The 15,017-nt window shown below is 42.9% G+C and carries 24 protein-coding genes; 8 read left to right on the top strand and 16 right to left on the bottom strand.

The window, feature by feature from the left end:
* The first annotated feature begins 7 nt into the window (after positions 1-7).
* The 4 genes from MSED_RS11420 to MSED_RS11405 all read left to right on the top strand — a co-directional run bounded on the left by MSED_RS11420 (position 8) and on the right by MSED_RS11405 (position 2,335).
* Positions 8-154 (top strand): ribbon-helix-helix domain-containing protein, encoded by a 147-nt coding sequence (locus tag MSED_RS11420; protein WP_012022157.1) that lies wholly within the window; start codon positions 8-10, stop codon positions 152-154.
* Between the two features lie 88 nt (positions 155-242).
* Entirely contained in the window at positions 243-1,028 is a 786-nt protein-coding gene (locus tag MSED_RS11415; RefSeq protein ID WP_048060200.1) for a tRNA (adenine-N1)-methyltransferase, read from the top strand.
* A 6-nt stretch (positions 1,029-1,034) separates the two neighbouring features.
* Entirely contained in the window at positions 1,035-1,367 is a 333-nt protein-coding gene (locus MSED_RS11410) for a hypothetical protein (RefSeq protein ID WP_012022155.1), read from the top strand.
* On the top strand, positions 1,364-2,335 hold the full coding sequence (locus MSED_RS11405; protein ID WP_012022154.1) for a V0D/AC39 family V-type ATPase subunit: 972 nt from the start codon (positions 1,364-1,366) through the stop codon (positions 2,333-2,335). The genes MSED_RS11410 and MSED_RS11405 overlap by 4 nt, the downstream gene beginning before the upstream one ends.
* On the opposite strand, the gene MSED_RS11400 is transcribed toward MSED_RS11405, so the two are convergent.
* Entirely contained in the window at positions 2,303-2,644 is a 342-nt protein-coding gene (locus MSED_RS11400; protein ID WP_012022153.1) for a hypothetical protein, read from the bottom strand. The two genes, MSED_RS11405 and MSED_RS11400, sit on opposite strands and share 33 nt — an antisense overlap.
* 58 nt (positions 2,645-2,702) lie before the next feature.
* Here MSED_RS11400 and MSED_RS11395 point away from each other — a divergent pair, with 58 nt between their 5' ends.
* The gene (locus MSED_RS11395; protein ID WP_012022152.1) at positions 2,703-3,671 is read left to right on the top strand and encodes an aldo/keto reductase; all 969 of its coding nucleotides are present in this window, start codon (positions 2,703-2,705) and stop codon (positions 3,669-3,671) included.
* Positions 3,672-3,728: 57 nt separating this feature from the next.
* Here the strand turns inward: MSED_RS11395 and MSED_RS11390 are convergent, their stop codons facing one another.
* The 6 genes from MSED_RS11390 to MSED_RS11365 are packed head-to-tail and all read right to left on the bottom strand — an operon-like array spanning position 3,729 to position 7,223.
* Entirely contained in the window at positions 3,729-4,289 is a 561-nt protein-coding gene (locus tag MSED_RS11390) for an XTP/dITP diphosphatase (protein ID WP_012022151.1), read from the bottom strand.
* The gene (locus MSED_RS11385) at positions 4,255-4,902 is read right to left on the bottom strand and encodes a Kae1-associated kinase Bud32 (RefSeq protein ID WP_012022150.1); all 648 of its coding nucleotides are present in this window, start codon (positions 4,900-4,902) and stop codon (positions 4,255-4,257) included. The genes MSED_RS11390 and MSED_RS11385 overlap by 35 nt, the downstream gene beginning before the upstream one ends.
* Positions 4,890-5,885, bottom strand: coding sequence for a KEOPS complex N(6)-L-threonylcarbamoyladenine synthase Kae1 (gene kae1, locus MSED_RS11380; RefSeq protein WP_012022149.1), 996 nt, complete (start codon positions 5,883-5,885; stop codon positions 4,890-4,892). Before kae1 ends, MSED_RS11385 begins: the two co-directional genes overlap by 13 nt.
* Complete coding sequence (locus tag MSED_RS11375) at positions 5,882-6,067, bottom strand: 30S ribosomal protein S27ae (protein WP_012022148.1); 186 nt, start codon at positions 6,065-6,067, stop codon at positions 5,882-5,884. The genes kae1 and MSED_RS11375 overlap by 4 nt, the downstream gene beginning before the upstream one ends.
* A complete protein-coding gene (locus tag MSED_RS11370; RefSeq protein WP_012022147.1) occupies positions 6,060-6,401 on the bottom strand; it encodes a 30S ribosomal protein S24e in 342 nt (113 codons plus the stop codon). The genes MSED_RS11375 and MSED_RS11370 overlap by 8 nt, the downstream gene beginning before the upstream one ends.
* A 6-nt stretch (positions 6,402-6,407) precedes the next feature.
* Positions 6,408-7,223, bottom strand: a complete 816-nt coding sequence (locus MSED_RS11365; RefSeq protein WP_012022146.1) for a sulfide-dependent adenosine diphosphate thiazole synthase — start codon at positions 7,221-7,223, stop codon at positions 6,408-6,410.
* A gap of 229 nt (positions 7,224-7,452) precedes the next feature.
* On the opposite strand from MSED_RS11365, the gene MSED_RS11360 reads away from it, so the two are divergent.
* On the top strand, positions 7,453-8,061 hold the full coding sequence (locus tag MSED_RS11360; RefSeq protein ID WP_012022144.1) for a UbiX family flavin prenyltransferase: 609 nt from the start codon (positions 7,453-7,455) through the stop codon (positions 8,059-8,061).
* Here MSED_RS11360 and MSED_RS11355 read toward each other — a convergent pair.
* The 6 genes from MSED_RS11355 to glyS are packed head-to-tail and all read right to left on the bottom strand — an operon-like array spanning position 8,054 to position 12,175.
* Entirely contained in the window at positions 8,054-8,464 is a 411-nt protein-coding gene (locus MSED_RS11355) for a hypothetical protein (protein WP_012022143.1), read from the bottom strand. The two genes, MSED_RS11360 and MSED_RS11355, sit on opposite strands and share 8 nt — an antisense overlap.
* Positions 8,465-8,504: 40 nt before the next feature.
* Positions 8,505-9,053, bottom strand: a complete 549-nt coding sequence (gene endA, locus MSED_RS11350; RefSeq protein ID WP_012022142.1) for a tRNA-intron lyase — start codon at positions 9,051-9,053, stop codon at positions 8,505-8,507.
* Complete coding sequence (locus tag MSED_RS11345; RefSeq protein WP_012022141.1) at positions 9,053-9,694, bottom strand: hypothetical protein; 642 nt, start codon at positions 9,692-9,694, stop codon at positions 9,053-9,055. The genes endA and MSED_RS11345 overlap by 1 nt, the downstream gene beginning before the upstream one ends.
* A 17-nt stretch (positions 9,695-9,711) precedes the next feature.
* The gene (locus MSED_RS11340; protein WP_012022140.1) at positions 9,712-10,113 is read right to left on the bottom strand and encodes a hypothetical protein; all 402 of its coding nucleotides are present in this window, start codon (positions 10,111-10,113) and stop codon (positions 9,712-9,714) included.
* Positions 10,113-10,463, bottom strand: a complete 351-nt coding sequence (locus MSED_RS11335) for a hypothetical protein (RefSeq protein WP_012022139.1) — start codon at positions 10,461-10,463, stop codon at positions 10,113-10,115. Before MSED_RS11335 ends, MSED_RS11340 begins: the two co-directional genes overlap by 1 nt.
* Positions 10,460-12,175, bottom strand: a complete 1,716-nt coding sequence (gene glyS, locus MSED_RS11330) for a glycine--tRNA ligase (protein ID WP_012022138.1) — start codon at positions 12,173-12,175, stop codon at positions 10,460-10,462. Before glyS ends, MSED_RS11335 begins: the two co-directional genes overlap by 4 nt.
* A gap of 52 nt (positions 12,176-12,227) precedes the next feature.
* On the opposite strand from glyS, the gene speB reads away from it, so the two are divergent.
* The gene (gene speB, locus MSED_RS11325) at positions 12,228-13,109 is read left to right on the top strand and encodes an agmatinase (RefSeq protein ID WP_012022137.1); all 882 of its coding nucleotides are present in this window, start codon (positions 12,228-12,230) and stop codon (positions 13,107-13,109) included.
* Here speB and MSED_RS12095 read toward each other — a convergent pair.
* A complete protein-coding gene (locus MSED_RS12095; RefSeq protein WP_012022136.1) occupies positions 13,096-13,245 on the bottom strand; it encodes a DNA-directed RNA polymerase subunit P in 150 nt (49 codons plus the stop codon). The two genes, speB and MSED_RS12095, sit on opposite strands and share 14 nt — an antisense overlap.
* 91 nt (positions 13,246-13,336) lie before the next feature.
* Here MSED_RS12095 and yciH point away from each other — a divergent pair, with 91 nt between their 5' ends.
* Positions 13,337-13,636, top strand: coding sequence for a translation initiation factor (yciH, locus tag MSED_RS11320; protein WP_012022135.1), 300 nt, complete (start codon positions 13,337-13,339; stop codon positions 13,634-13,636).
* Between the two features lie 29 nt (positions 13,637-13,665).
* Here the strand turns inward: yciH and MSED_RS11315 are convergent, their stop codons facing one another.
* Positions 13,666-14,583 (bottom strand): transcription initiation factor IIB, encoded by a 918-nt coding sequence (locus tag MSED_RS11315; RefSeq protein WP_012022134.1) that lies wholly within the window; start codon positions 14,581-14,583, stop codon positions 13,666-13,668.
* 154 nt (positions 14,584-14,737) lie between these two features.
* Positions 14,738-14,998: a TIGR00304 family membrane protein gene (locus MSED_RS11310; protein ID WP_048060197.1), complete on the bottom strand. Its 261-nt coding sequence runs from the start codon at positions 14,996-14,998 to the stop codon at positions 14,738-14,740.
* Positions 14,999-15,017: the final 19 nt, after the last annotated feature.

The raw sequence follows: 15,017 nt of genomic DNA, 5'->3' as shown, positions 1-15,017 counted from the left end.
AGGTCAAATGAAAATAATTACGGTAAAACTGCCAGAACAATTTCTAGAAGCTATGGATGAGTTAGTAAATACGGGTAGATATGAGACGAGGAGTGAGGTAATAAGGGCCGCTATAGGGGACTTTATTAGAAAGGAGTTATGGATTAAAGATTGATGATGAAGGCTGGTATTCATGATTGGTGACTTGAGACACCAATTCTGACAAGACAAGATTTTTTACGCAATAGTCCTCTCTAACCATCGTGGTTTTACGGGAAGGAGACTTAGTGGTAGTTTGGATAGACCCAAGGCGCGTTTACCTAGTAAAGCTAGAAAAGGGAAAGAAACTTGATACCGATAGGGGTTCACTATCATTTGACAGTGTTATAGGTAAAGAGTATGGAGACTACGTCGAGATTAGTAAAGGAAAGGCATTTCTCATGTATCCCAGTTTAGATTACATCTATGATGGGCTCCATAGACCGTCTCAGGTCCTATATCCTAAAGATATAGGGTACATGATTTTCAAGTCGGGGATAAAGCCTGGGGATACTGTGGTAGAGGCTGGTACTGGGTCCGGTTTCCTTACGATCTCGCTTTCACATTTCCTAGGAGCCAGCGGGAAAGTAATAACCTATGATATAAGGGAGGATATGCAAGAGCGTGCCAAGAAGAACCTGGAGTTAGTGGGGCTCGTGGATAGGGTTGTATTTAAACTGGGAGATGTAAGGGAGAAAATTGAGGAGACTGGCGTAGATGCCATTTTCCTTGATATGCCAGATCCATGGTTAGCTGCAGAGAATGTTTATAAAGCCCTTAAACCCTCTGGCACCGTGGTGGTTTTTGTTCCCACAGTAAGTCAAATAGAGAAGACTTTTCTCTACTTGAGAAAGAACGGCTTTGTGGATGTAGAAGCTGTTGAACTTATACTTAGAGAATATCAAGTGAAGGAGAACGCAACTCGGCCCAGGAGTATCGGGGTAACTCACACTGGTTTTATCATAACAGGTAGAAAATCCATAAAAGGGAGTTCTGAAATAGGTGAGTGAGTCGTAATGAGCGAGGCTAAGCTTAACATTTTGACCAAGGCTATAGTGGAGTTTGAGGAGGAAGTAAAGAAAGCAAAACATGACACCTCAGATAACGCAAAGGCACTCATTCTAAAGGCTCAGAGTCTCTCCTCTGAGCTGGAGAAAGTGGCAGAGGCTACCCTTGACGAGGCTGAGAAGTCTATAGAAGGCGAGAAACAGGCAACTATCGACGCTTTGAGGAAAAAGTTTAACGAAGAAAAGGAGTCACTTTTAGCCCAGATAAGGCAAAGAGCCGAAAAGAATCTGGAGCAGGCCATCGAGGAGACCATAAAGGCCTTAGAGGGGGCTTATAAGTGAGCTCGACTTCCGCCTATATTTCCTCCGTATCTAGGCTATTCAAGGCGACAACTCTGACTAAAGGGACTATTAACGAGCTCTTCTCGTCAAGGGATTGGAAGGAACTTCTTGGGATTTTGAAGGAAAAGGGAATTCTTGAGGAAACTCCTGATTCTGTGGATAAGGCCGAACTTCTACTTAAGAAGAGGGCTTTAGATCAGTTACAGGAACTTTACAACTTGTCTAATTCATTGAAACTTGCGAGGGACATAGTACAGGGATATATCTACAGAATGACGCTGGACGAGCTAACGTATATTGTCTCAACTATCTGGAACAAGGTAAAGGGAGATACATCTAGGCTGATCTATTTCAAAACCAAACTGGATCAAATGCCTTCAACCCTGGAAGAACTGAATTCCACGCTTCAAGGAACCATATACGGGCAGGCTTTGGGGTTCGCACAATCTAAATCACCTAAGGACTTATCCCAATTCAATTCCCTACTAGAATACTTCTTCATTCATTACATGTCCACATTGACTGAGGGATTGAAAGGAGATTGGAAAGTATCTGCAAACAGTATCTTGTGCGGGTATAAAGATTATTACTCCGCTAGCTTGGCAGTCAGGCAGAAACTTGCATTCGGGCCTACATGTCATATGAGTGAAGATGATATCAGGGATCTAGCTTCAGCAAAAACTCCAGAGGATATATTGAATGTACTCAGAAGGACTACTTACTCTAAGAATCTAGACCTATCCGGAGTATACAACGCGTTAGCGTCTTTCAATAATATTGCTAGAAGCAATGCTAGGTTTGGGGCTTTAGGAGTTTTCATGGGTTCACCGTTCAATCCAATAGTGGCCATGGGGGTTTGTGAACTTATTAAGCTTGACACAGAAGACCTGATTACCTTGGTTAATGGGATGAAACTTGGGGTCATGCCAGAAAAACTAAAGTCCTCTGTATCTTTTCAACTGGTTTAAAAGAGAGTCATCAAACACGTACTCGGAGTCCTCCCTCACTATGGTAATTTCAGGTATGGAGGGAGGATCAGGAAGTTGCTCCACGGGTTTTGTTTTACCAAGGTATATCCATTTTAGTTTTCCATTCAGTTTCTCCAATCTGTACCAGTATTTCCCTATATAGATATATCTCTTTCCCTTCTTATACACCACATGGAAGGGCTTTAGGTAAACTCCATGCTCCCTTATCTTCGTGTTGTAGTCATAAACAAGGGACTTTAGGGCAGATAGAACTTTATCAAATTCCCTTTCACCCATTCTTACCTGCATAAAATGGAAATCACCTTATTAGGATAAAATCCTACCTGTTAAAAAGAGGTAGTATGACATGTTGCTCAGGGACTTGGGTCATACTGGCATAAAGACTTCAGAGCTGGGAATTGGAATGTGGACATTGGTTACAGATTGGTGGGGTGAACCAGATAAAGCACAGGAGATAGTTCGGCGCGCTATTGAGCTAGGAATTAACTTCTTTGACACGGCAGATATGTATGGCAACGGAAGGGCAGAGGAGGTACTGGGAAGATCCCTAGGATCTAAGAGGGACAAGGTAGTAATCCTAACTAAGGTGGGTTACGATTTCTATTCGTCACCGCAAAGGCCTAGACAAAGGTTCGATCTAGATTATCTCAGGACCGCTGTGGATAGATCGCTGAAAAGACTCTCAACTAACTATGTCGACATTCTCATGATACATAATCCGAAGATGAAGGACATAACCAGGAGGGATCTGTTAGATTTTATGAGGTCACTTAAATCAGATGGGATTGCGAGGGCAGTTGGGGTGGCGTTGGGCCCCACATTGGGTTGGGAAGATGAAGGGTTGAAGGCCATAGAGATGGGGTATGAGGCCCTGGAACACATATTCAATCTAATCGAGCTATATCCAGGGTTAAGGTTTCTAGAGTTTGATGTGGGCCATATAGTTAGGGTACCACATGCATCTGACGTGCTAAACGAATCAAAGTGGCCCCTGAACTACGATCCGAAGTTGCACAGACACTTCAAGAGTCAGCAATGGATAAATACTGCAGTGGATAGGACTAAGGGTCTACTGGACTACGCTAGTAAGCTTGGAGTTACGCTAAGCCAGCTAGCCTTAAGTTTCGTGCTGTCCCACAAAAGGGTTTCAACAGTAATTCCCAACATCACTACGGTCAGGGAATTGGAAGAGTTTGTGAAATCCACAGAATTTGTTTTGAACAACGATGACGTGAATTTCCTTATGGACTATTACGAGAGGAATTATAGGGACCTTAACGAAGAGAGTATTAAAGAAACGCAAGCTTACAAATGAAGAAAATTTTCTTGAAGTATAGTCTACTTGCATGAAGTATAGAGTATTCCACGAAGTCTAGTTCTGGATACTCTCATAATATTTCAAGAAGTTTGAAAAGGCTCTGCCCCTATGGGATATGACGTTCTTCTCGCTTAGCTCCATTTCTCCAAATGTAATCCCATATCCATCTGGAACGAATATCGGATCGAAGCCAAATCCTTTATTCCCCCTCACATTCTCAGCTATTTTACCAAATATCTCTCCCTTAAAGAGGGCCAATCTCTCCTGGTCTATATATGCTATCACGGACTTGAAGAATGCTCTTCTATTACTTTCCCCTTCCATAAGTTTGAGGATCCCTTCACAATCGAGTGTCCTTTTTACATAGTTTGTGTATGGACCAGGAAAGCCCTTCAAAGCCTCAACGAACAATCCACTATCCTCAACTATCAACGGCGACTTGAAAAGGGAGAAAAATGTTACCGCCGAGTATCGGACTATCTCTTCCAAGCTATCAGCCTGTATCTCTATTTTAGGGGCATCAACCTTGATCAGTGATATCTTATCCTTGGCAAGATCCCGAAATTCCATGAACTTGTAATTATTCCCTGTTACTAACTTTATTTCTCCTTTCATCCACGTATCTACCTCTCATTCTAATTTCCTCCACCTTTTCCATTATCTCTTTCCCCATTCCAGTTACCTCGTCATATCCTTCAAGAAAGAGGGAGAAGGCTTGGTCTTTTATGTCAGGATGTACGCTCTCTAGGGATCTGAGGAATACGTGAACTTCAGTAGCCTTATCTTCCAGTTCCCTTGATCTTTTAGATAAACCGAAATCAATGAAAAATACTTGATCGTCATGAAATATCATGTTGTTTGTGGTAAGATCCCCGTGTATGATTTCATTCAAGTGCATCTTTCCCGTCATTGTCCCTATTTCCTTGAATATTTCCAATCCATTGACGTTGACGGCATCCTTTATGGTCTTACCTTCAAGAAACTCCATGATTATTGTGAATTTATCGACATCAACGTAAAGGAGGGCAGGCACATTAACTCCACTTGTGAGGGCAGATAGCATGATCTTTGCCTCTGAGATCGTCCTCTCCATGTTTATCCTACGGTCTAAAAGAGGATGTCTATAGCTCTTCGAGACCCTCACCTTGTATATTGCCTCTATGCCCAGAAATCTGCCGTGATAAATTAAGGACTCGGCGCCCCGCTTGATAAGCGTTAATCCCTCCATGGAATATCAACCTCATCTATGCGCCAACGTGGTCGAATAGTAGAATCTTTCACGTCTATGTGAACCCCATGCTTCAAGGCCAGCAAGCCGGCATAGGCTATCATGGCACCGTTATCTCCTGCAAAAGACGTAGGCACAACCTTAAGTCCAACACCCCAATCATTGCTCAACTTTTCGAGCTTTGACCTCAGGCTTCCACTAGCTGCAACTCCTCCAACAATCATGATTTCTCCCTTCTCTGTTAGGGCTAGTGCTCTCTCTGTAGCCTCTAAAAGCATGCCATATGCGATCTCCCTAAGGCTCAAGCACACATCGTGAAGGTTATGCTTCTTAACTGCCCTAAGGGCGGCAGTAAGTAACCCAGAGAATGACATATCTTCTCCTTTCACAGTATATGGTAGATCGATTATACTGGAGCCTTGCTCAGCGCATATATCTATCTTATGTTTACCATCCACTATATAAGGCGGAGCGAGACCTACCTCTCTAACGAAAGTGTCCATCATATTGCCAAGCGCTATGTCGAGGGTCTCACCAAATATTCTGAACCTTCTCCTATAATATGTGGTGATTATAGTGTTCCCTCCAGATAGGTAGAGGATAAGTGGGTCCTTAGCCTCAGTCGTGAGATATCCTATCTCGATGTGACCTATTCCATGGTTCACGGGAACGAGTTTCTTGTTAAATCTAAGGGAGAGGGCGCGTGCTACCACGGCTCCAACACGAAGAGTTGGACCCATACCAGGTCCAAGAGCTACTGCTATTCCATCCACGTCCCTAATTGATATTCTTGCTCGATCTAACGCTCCTCTTAGAATTTCATGAGCCACTAAGGTATGATGCCTCGCTGCTTCGCTTGGCTTCATCCCTCCAGTTTGAGGTACAAACGTGTGCCTCTCGTTAGCTAGAATAAAGGGAACTTGATCCTGCGCAACGCCTACTCCAAAAGTGTGAGCTGTTGACTCAATACCTAAAACTATCATGCCTTAGATTTACCCGCAAATTCAGTATATCCGCACCTACCACATGACCATCTTTCCCTTGGCTTCATGTGGTGAGCCATGACACTTCCACACTTTGGGCACTTCTTGTTCTTCAGCTTTATTTTCCCATCCACAATCTCGTAATATAACCTAGCTGATGCCTTCTGTTCTCCCTTAGCCACTGGCCTCACCTTGAGTCTTGGCTTTATTGCCTCTATTAACTAGATGAGCTGGCTCAAATTTACTTAGTACGTCCTTCTCGGAGTATACGTGTATAGTAGCCTCACTTATTCCGGCTCCATAACCAGTATTTATTTTCCTAATAACCACCAAATCCTCCTTGGCCCCTATGAAACTTGAAATGGCTTTCCTTATATCAGCCCTAGAGGGAGTTGGACTACCTATGTGGTAAACCTTTATCTTGATCTCTTTTCTCCCGATTACCTTATTCTCCTTCAAATTCTCAACTAAGGCTTCAGCCTTGTCAGAGACCTTGATCTGTTGTGCCTGCGACATCTCTCCTTACTCTTTTTGGACGGATTTAAGTGTTGCGGAGTTGGCCTGAAGATTCTTTATTATATCCTCGGCAACCTTTTTCCCTGAAAGTAGCATGGCACCAAATATGGGCCCCATTCTAGGTATTGCCTTAATTTCCGTTACAGCCATACCGGCTGCATAGAGTCCAGGCGCGACTTCGCCAGACTGCTCCACAGTTAGTTGCTCAGCGATTTCGCTGTAAGCTGATTTCTCGCCAGGTATAACTATTCCAAGTTCGGGGATTTTCCTTGATGCGACAGATATTACTTCAGCGTCATGTCCAGTGGCGTCTACCACTGCCTTGGCAGATATGAAAAGAGGATCTACGTGAAGACTTGCCATCTGAGTAGCTGTCCATTCCACGGCTACACCTGTCACCCTAAGGGGATTTTCCCTGAATATCACATCATCTACTGTTACCCCGTGAATAATTTTAGCTCCTGCATCAATAGTAGCTGCCGCTAGTTTAGCCATAAATTCAGAGCTATCCACAACGTAAACACCTTCCTCAAACTTTTGTAATTTCACTCCTATTTCCCTCAATATCTCGTCTGCAGGACTTTCAATCACTATCTTATGGAATAACATTGCCCCTCCTCCGATACCCCCACCAAAACTAAGCCTTCTCTCAAACACCGTAGTTTTTAGCCCAGCCTTGGCTGAATAATATGCAGCAGCTAGCCCAGAGGGACCTGCTCCTACAATTACTACATCATTAACTGAAAAATCCATCCAATCCTCAAATGTGGCCTTTAGAATATATCTTGTTATTTTGATCTCATCTACTTGCTTTATGTTCATGACAAAATCTTCATTTAACTCACTTATAAACTAAGTTATAAATAGGTGACGATGAGAATCGATATTAAAGTTATTTGTAAAACTTACCTATGCCACTCGAGTTAAATACCGCAACTAGGTCGCTGCGATGCGACGTTTGTAATGCGATTATAAAGACTAAACCAATAGTGGTTAAAACATGTTGTAATAATAGACCATGGACATTCTGTAGCAACAGGTGTTACACTATATGGATGAGAGATTGGCTAAGGAAACAGGAGCAGACAAGGCAAAAAGGAAAGTTGTAGTTGGTGTCACGGGTGCAAGCGGGGTCATCTACGGAATATCAATGATTAAAATCCTCGTTTCCTTGGGACTTGAACCTGTTGTTATAGTTAGTAAGGGCGCTCTGAAGGTAGCTAAAGCGGAGCAAGGAATAGATCTGATCGGTGCGGTAAGGGACATAGCCAAGGAAGTTTACCTCGAAAACGAGATGGATGCTCCTCCATCAAGTTCTAGTGCGTTAGTGAAGACTCTGGGAATGGCTATTATACCTTGTAGTATCAGAACATTGGCACAGATTGCTGCGGGGATATCCTCAAACTTGGTCTCCAGAACTGCCATAAACATGCTTAGACTCAAGAAAAGGCTAGTTTTGGTCGTGAGAGAGACGCCGCTTGGAACCATAGAATTAGAAAATGCTCTCAAAGTCTCTGTTGCTGGTGGCATAATTCTACCTGCATCTCCAGGATTTTACACAAAACCTAAGACCATAGAGGACATGATAAACTTCGTAGTGGGAAAAACCTTAGATGCCTTGGAGATAGAGCATGATATTTACAGGCGATGGACTAGATAAGATCCAGATCCCTCTTGCCAAATTTCTTGGAAATTATCTCCTTAACCTTATCGTCCTCATATAGTTCGTCCTGTTTAAGATCCCTCTCCACATCATCTCCCCCATTGTTCCTGTTGATAGCAAAAGCGCACTTATTTCCAGGCAATAGAGCCCTTTTCTCACAATATGCGTACTGGCATTCGCCGGTAATGCAGGTATCTCCAACCCATCTACAGAAACCTACCTTCTGTGGATTACCCTTCACGTATCTTGTCTGGATCATTAGGGCTCTCTTGTTGCACCTGAAATAGGGGCACAAGTAGTTACATTTATCCCCAAGGGGAAGTGGTCTAGGCTCACCATCAGTCGGTCTACTCCTCCTATCCCTGGGCTGTTCCCTCCTTTGTTCAAAATCATCCCTCAAAGTAGCTGAACCCCCAATAGTCGTGATTACACATTTAATTTCATAGCTTCACCCATTTAAACATTATGTACTTGATCTCATTTAGTTGAGTGTTGACAATAGCTAACACCAATTTTTTCCTCGTGCTGTGTGAAACTCTTCCATAACTCATCAGTTCGTTTACAGAAAGTCTCTCAGACGAGTCTATTACAGATACTACAAATGGTGCATGTTCCACTCCAGGTCCTAAGGTGTAAATTGCGAAATCTGAACCAAACTTTATGCCAGATCTGACTATGAAACCTCTTCTCTTCAGATCCTTGTAAACCAGATAAATGGGTTTGAACTTAGCTACAACAGAGGTAGCGTAATTCTCCAGTCGCGCTATATCTAGAACTTCACCTAAGTGTCTAACCTCTAGAATCCCCTGCTCAGATAAGTATAAGCCCTCAATCAATGAAAGTTCCAGTGGTTTGTTTATATCCTTGGCAGACTTAGGTTTGGAAATGGTTAATGGTTTCCCATAGAAACCCATCTGGTAAAGGGTTCTTGCCTCATCTAAGTTGAAAATTACTATTTTATCTCCCAACAACTCTCCAGAAATTTTCATTATATTCTCCCGAAGGCTATATAGGTTATAGAAGTCGCCGAATCCCTCACCATGTCCTCGCTATCCTCTAGTCTATCAGCTACATCCTTCATTAACATAACGTAGATCAGGTCATCATACTTTTTCTCAAATAGCTTAAGTTCCAGGCTTCTGTACAAATCGTCTACTTCCTCCTCCAGTTTTATTATATTTCTTGCAGCCTCAACTGATTTTTGTGCATTAACTGAAAGTAACCTAAGCGATTCCACTAAATGCATTAATGACGCGAGAAGCTTCTCCGCTATAACAGTAATCAATTTATACATCAATTCATCAATCTGAGTTCCTCTGGAGATCAGAACGCTAAGCCTGTAGGAGGCAGCGTCCAGATTCTGGGAAATCTTTTCCAGGTTGTTCAAAATATCAATGTAAAGTTCCTTATCCTGTATCCCTTCCTTTACCCTGATAATATACTCCCCTAGCATGAATTTATCAGTCTCAACACTATTCTTTATTCCGTTAATCTTGGAGTAAACCTGCATCGGCGTAACATTATCCTCGGATTTCATTAATTCATAAAGTATTCTGACCTGATCAATGACCTTAAGCGATATCTGTTGTAGTCTCTCCTCAAGGTTCATGTGGGCGATACTCATTGACATGTTAGTGTAATAATGGTTTAAAAACTAAGCTTGGAAGTCATCTTCACTAACTCTTCTAACTGTGTTAAGTCTGTCTCTATATCCAATGAAACCCCTGCCCTTTTTAAAAGATCCTCCGCGCTTTTGAGAAGTTGCATTTCGTCCGTAAACCCGATTAGATTAAGGTAACTCACTATCCCTAACGTTTCCTGTTTTACTTTTTCGTCCTTCAAAGAAGGGTAATATTCAATTATTATCTTGAGACCATCATATAACTCCTTGCGCGTTCTTCTTATCCGCTTGACTATTCTATGGCATCTCTCTATATCCGGTCGGTTTATTGCAACCAAATTCTCTAATTGATTGAGATTATTCGAGTGATTTTCAATGATCTCTTCGAACTTAACCAGTACATCCCTAATTTTCTGCTCTCCATCCATTATACAGACCTCATGGTCACTGTGCTATTATCCTCGATTCCCAATTTCAACATGTCCTCTGGACTAGCCCATATCTCGATCTCGGGCAGACTGTCCTGCGTGAGTGCCTTGAACCTAGCTCTCTTTCCCTTCACTGATATCTCTACTTCCCCCTTTATCCCCATGTCCTTGACAAGCTTTGAGGACACAAGAACAGTACCACTTTTCACCTCAGGTCTTTTCCTGACCTTGACCCTCTTCTCTTTGATAGTTTCCTTTTCTCTACCCCTTAGGGCTGAAGCCGGAGGAATTATATTGACTAGGGACTTAATGTCCGGTTTCTTCTCTTCCTCCGAATTCTCCGGATTCATCTTTTCGCCTCTCCTGTTAACATACTAAAATCTTGCCCACTAAATAACTTGTCCATAACAGATTCCAGATCGGATGTTTTGATTCTAATTTGGCTCCAAGAGTCCCTGTCCCTAATGGTCACAGAATCATCAGACAATGTCTGTGGGTCAACCGTGACTGCGTATGGTACACCAATCTCATCCACTCTTGCATATCTCTTTCCTATGCTTCCTGCGTCATCAAATAGGACCTCATACTTCCCGGAAAGGAGATTATATATCTCCCTAGCCTTCTTTATGAGTTCATCCCTCTCTAAAAGCGGAAATACTGCGACTTGATAGGGAGCTAAATCCTTAGGTAAGGCCAATACCACTCGATCCTTCTTCTCTCTGTAAGCTGAAAGCACGCTTAGGTAGAGACATCTTTCTACCCCAAATGACGGTTCAACCACATGTGGGTAGAACTTAATTCCGTGTTCCTTCTCTTCCCTGTTCATAATCCGGACAAACTCAGACAGCGGTCTTCCAGCAACCTGGACCTGTTTATTTAGCAACTCCTCAACTTGCTCTGGCGATTTTCCAGACACCAGCATCATGACTTCCTTCTGAAGTTCTGGATTATCCTTGAACCTATCCCTGTTCACTATGACGGTCTTCTTTACCACTGTCCTAGGTTGATCGAACTTCTTGAAAACAGTTAGATCTTCGTTACTGAACTTTGAGTGCCTGCTCAGGTCATAGTTTCCCCTGTACGCATGCCCCGATATTTCCACCTTCTCCCCCATGATCTCGACTATCTGATCAAAGGTTTGCGATGAGTAGTGAGCCCTTTCCTCAGGTAATTTCTCTTCGAAATAGAAACTATCCTTAGATATACCCAGTGCCTGGACAAACCTGGACGCTGATGCCATCCAAAAGCCCATCCACGGATTTACGAGCAGACCCTCCTCAATCATTTCCTTTACCTTCATCGTAGCCGGTTTCAGACCCTTTACCTTAGCATCCCCAAATAGAACTCTAAACTCCTCATTGTAGTATCTATCTAACCAGGGAACATTCCTGTCATCGGGGTCAATGAAAAATTCCACCTCCATGATGGTAAACTCCCTCATTCTAACTAAACCTTGCCTCGGGGAGATCTCGTTCCTAGCTACCCTTCCCACTTGGGCTATCCCAAGGGGTAACCTCTGCCTCGTAGCCTCATAAACCCTCTTAAAGGAGGTAAACATGCCCTGAGCTGTCTCTGGCCTTAGATATCCGGTCGTACCAGAGTAGGGACCTATGTTGGTCGCAAAGAGAAGATTGAAACTTCTAACTTCTCCTAAATCGCCTCCGCATGATGGACACTTAAGTCCCTTCTCAGATATGAGGGAAGTCAGCTCAGATGGTTTAAGTCTCTCCACATTGATCTTTAACATTTCCTCCACCAAATGGTCGGCCCTGTATATTTTGTGACACTTAGTACACTCCACTATGGGGTCAGTGAAGTTCTCCACATGTCCGCTGGCCTCAAGCACTTTAGATGGAGTTATCATGGGAGTTTCAATTTCTACAACAAATTCGCTGTTCTCTTCAACAAATATTTTCCTCCAAGTATTAATTATTTTGTTCTTAATTCTTGCACCAACAGGTCCTATATCATACAACCCAGCTACTCCACCATATATCTCATAGGAGGGCCAGAATATCCCTCTCCTCTTCGCTAACTCGATCACTTTGTCAGACTCTGGCATGGGACCTTTTCATAAAGCCGAGCTTATAAACTTCCTTAGTTATCCTTTAGTTATGTCCGACCCAAGGTTGCTATATTTAAACGAGACTGTGCAAAAATTTGGTGTCTTCAAGGCTAACTCCCCATTCGCTATCCTGGGAATTCCCATGGATATAACCAGCAGTTTTAGGCCAGGGAGCAGATTCGCACCACAGAAAATAAGGCATGTGTCTCAATTCATTGAGTTTCTTTCCATAAGGTCTGGCGTGGATATGTCAGAGATAGGATTCCAAGACTATGGCGACGTGATATTGCATCCATCGGACGTCGAGGAAAATGTGGAGAGAATATCTCAGGTAGTGAGCTACATTTCTGATCAAGGTAAGATCGTTGTATCCATAGGTGGTGAGCATACGGTCACTGTAGGGACTGTTATTGGAGCTAGAGCCGATTGCGTGCTCAGTTTCGACGCTCACCTAGATCTTAGGGACGAGTATATGGGATACAAGTACGATCATGCATGCGTCCAAAGAAGGTTGAGCGAAAGAGGCGTAAAAATAATGGAAATAGGAAATAGAGCTATGGGAAGAGATGAAATAGAGTATGCTAAGGCCAGTAACGTTCCCTTCATAACGTCACACGAGGTAAAGCTACTAGGTCCCAGGGAAGTTGCAATGAGAGCTATAAACTTCCTTAAGCCCTGTAACAGGATATATATTACGTATGATATGGATGCAATAGATCCCGCCTATGCACCAGGAGTTGCGACGCCTGAACCCGAGGGTCTTGATCCATCGACGGTCTTGGACATAATGAACCTTGTAGTGGACAGAAGGGTAGTGGGATTTGACGTAGTTGAGGTATCCCCTTCTTACGACCCGTCTGAAATAACCTCAGTACTTGGAGCAAAATTAATACTAGAGACTGCTGCAAAATTGAAAACTAAATTGCCTTAACTGCCTTGATAGTTGGCTTCCTAATCATGTAAATAATGTTATATCCGCAATAGGGGCACCTTACTCCAGGTAGTACTCTGAGCTTATCGCTATCGAAGGTTTTCCAACATTTACCACATCTAAACAGATCTCCCATTTCAGTCCAGTTCAGATTTTACTACGGCGTTTTAAATCTTATCCTCGATAGAAAAGCCTAAAAAGGCCCTTTCATAATATGAAGTTACAAAATGGCAGACAATTTGTGTGGAGGACTTCCACCGGAAGTATGTGAGCAGTTAAATAAAGAAGAACAGTTTATTAAGATAAAACTGGAAAAGAGAAGGTATGGAAAAGAGGTAACTGTTATAGAGGGTTTAGGGGACGATGCTGATCTGAAGAAAATCGCTTCTGAACTTAAGTCTAAACTGGCTGCAGGAGGTACTGTCAAAAATGGACGCATAGAGATACAAGGAGATCATAGGGAAAGGGCGAGAGATCTTCTGGTAAAGTTAGGTTTCCCAGAGTCTAACATAATGGTAATAGAATAAGCTACTAAACAATAAGAAAGAAAAAAGAATTATTGATTTTGTATTTCAATCTTTAGCTCTTGGATAAGTTCTTTGTATCTGTTTCTGACAGTCACTTCGGTTACTCCAGCGACCTGAGCTATCTCTTTCTGGGTTCTTCTCTCCTCGTTGAGGAGTGCAGCAATGTAAATTGCAGCTGCAGCCAGTCCTGCTGGATCTTTTCCAGCTGTTAACCCAACATTCTTGGCCTTCTCCAATATCTCTGCGGCAAGCTTCATGGATGCTCCGCTGAGCCCAAGTAAGGATCCTATTCTGGTAACGTAGTCCTTTGGATCACTAACTGGAACATCAACGTTAAGTTCCCTCAATAGAAGCCTATAACACCTGGCCACTTCCTTTCTGTTTGCCTTTGTGTATTGCGCTATTTCATCCAAAGTTCTAGCAATTTTCATACGTCTACAGGAAGCGTAGATTGCCGCAGCTACGACGCTCTCTATTGATCTTCCTCTGACTAGACCCTTCTCAACTGCCTTCCTGTAAATGAGAGCGCCCTCATCCTTTACGGATTTTGGAAGACCTAGCAGGTTGCCAATCCTTTCCAGCTCATTCATGGCTTGGGCGAGGTTCCTATCTATGGAACTCTGAATCCTGGCCCTAATCTGCCACTTTCTCCATCTCAGTACTTCCAATCTCCTCTTTGGGTCAAGGTTTCTTCCTATGGCATCCTTATCCTTCCAGTCAATCAGTGTGGACAACCCGCGATCATGTATGGTCTGATTGAGGGGTCCACCAACCCTGCTCCTTTTCTCCTTTTCCTCCGGAGTGAAGGCTCTCCACTCTGGACCTTGGTCTACTATCCTTTCCTCTATAACTTCACCAGTTTCAGAGCATATGTACTCCCCCCTGTCAGCGTCGAAAATTATTTTATCAGGGGGGCATTGAGTATCAGATGAATTTTCCTTACTCATGAGGTTCACCATGTGGAAAACCTGAACCGAGACAAAAGCATTTATAAATTTTACTTTCACTACTATATAAGCTTTTCTATAAGTACGTACTTGATAGAAGGGCGACCTTGTAAGCCGTCTATGTAAAGAGAGATGGTATCGAGATTTCTTGTAATTAAGTTTCGCTCCTTGGCCTTCTGAACAGGAGAATGGATCCAAAGAAGAATATAATAGCGATAATAGTGAAGATCACACCTATTATCATTAGTGGGACAAGCTCGCTTGAATAACCTTTTCCAAATATTATGGGAACAGGGCCTATCAGAACAATGCCACCCACAGTGGTATTTGACGGTTGAGTAGACGAAAATGCGCTTGCAAAGAGCAAAATGAATCCGGCAAAGATTAGAATAATCCCCGCAATGGTTAACCTCATAATATCAGACTCACTGATC

The organism is Metallosphaera sedula DSM 5348, assembly GCF_000016605.1.
Lineage (GTDB): Archaea > Thermoproteota > Thermoprotei_A > Sulfolobales > Sulfolobaceae > Metallosphaera > Metallosphaera sedula.
Note: the sequence above shows the minus strand (reverse complement) of the source record. Positions and strands in the feature narration are given on the sequence as shown.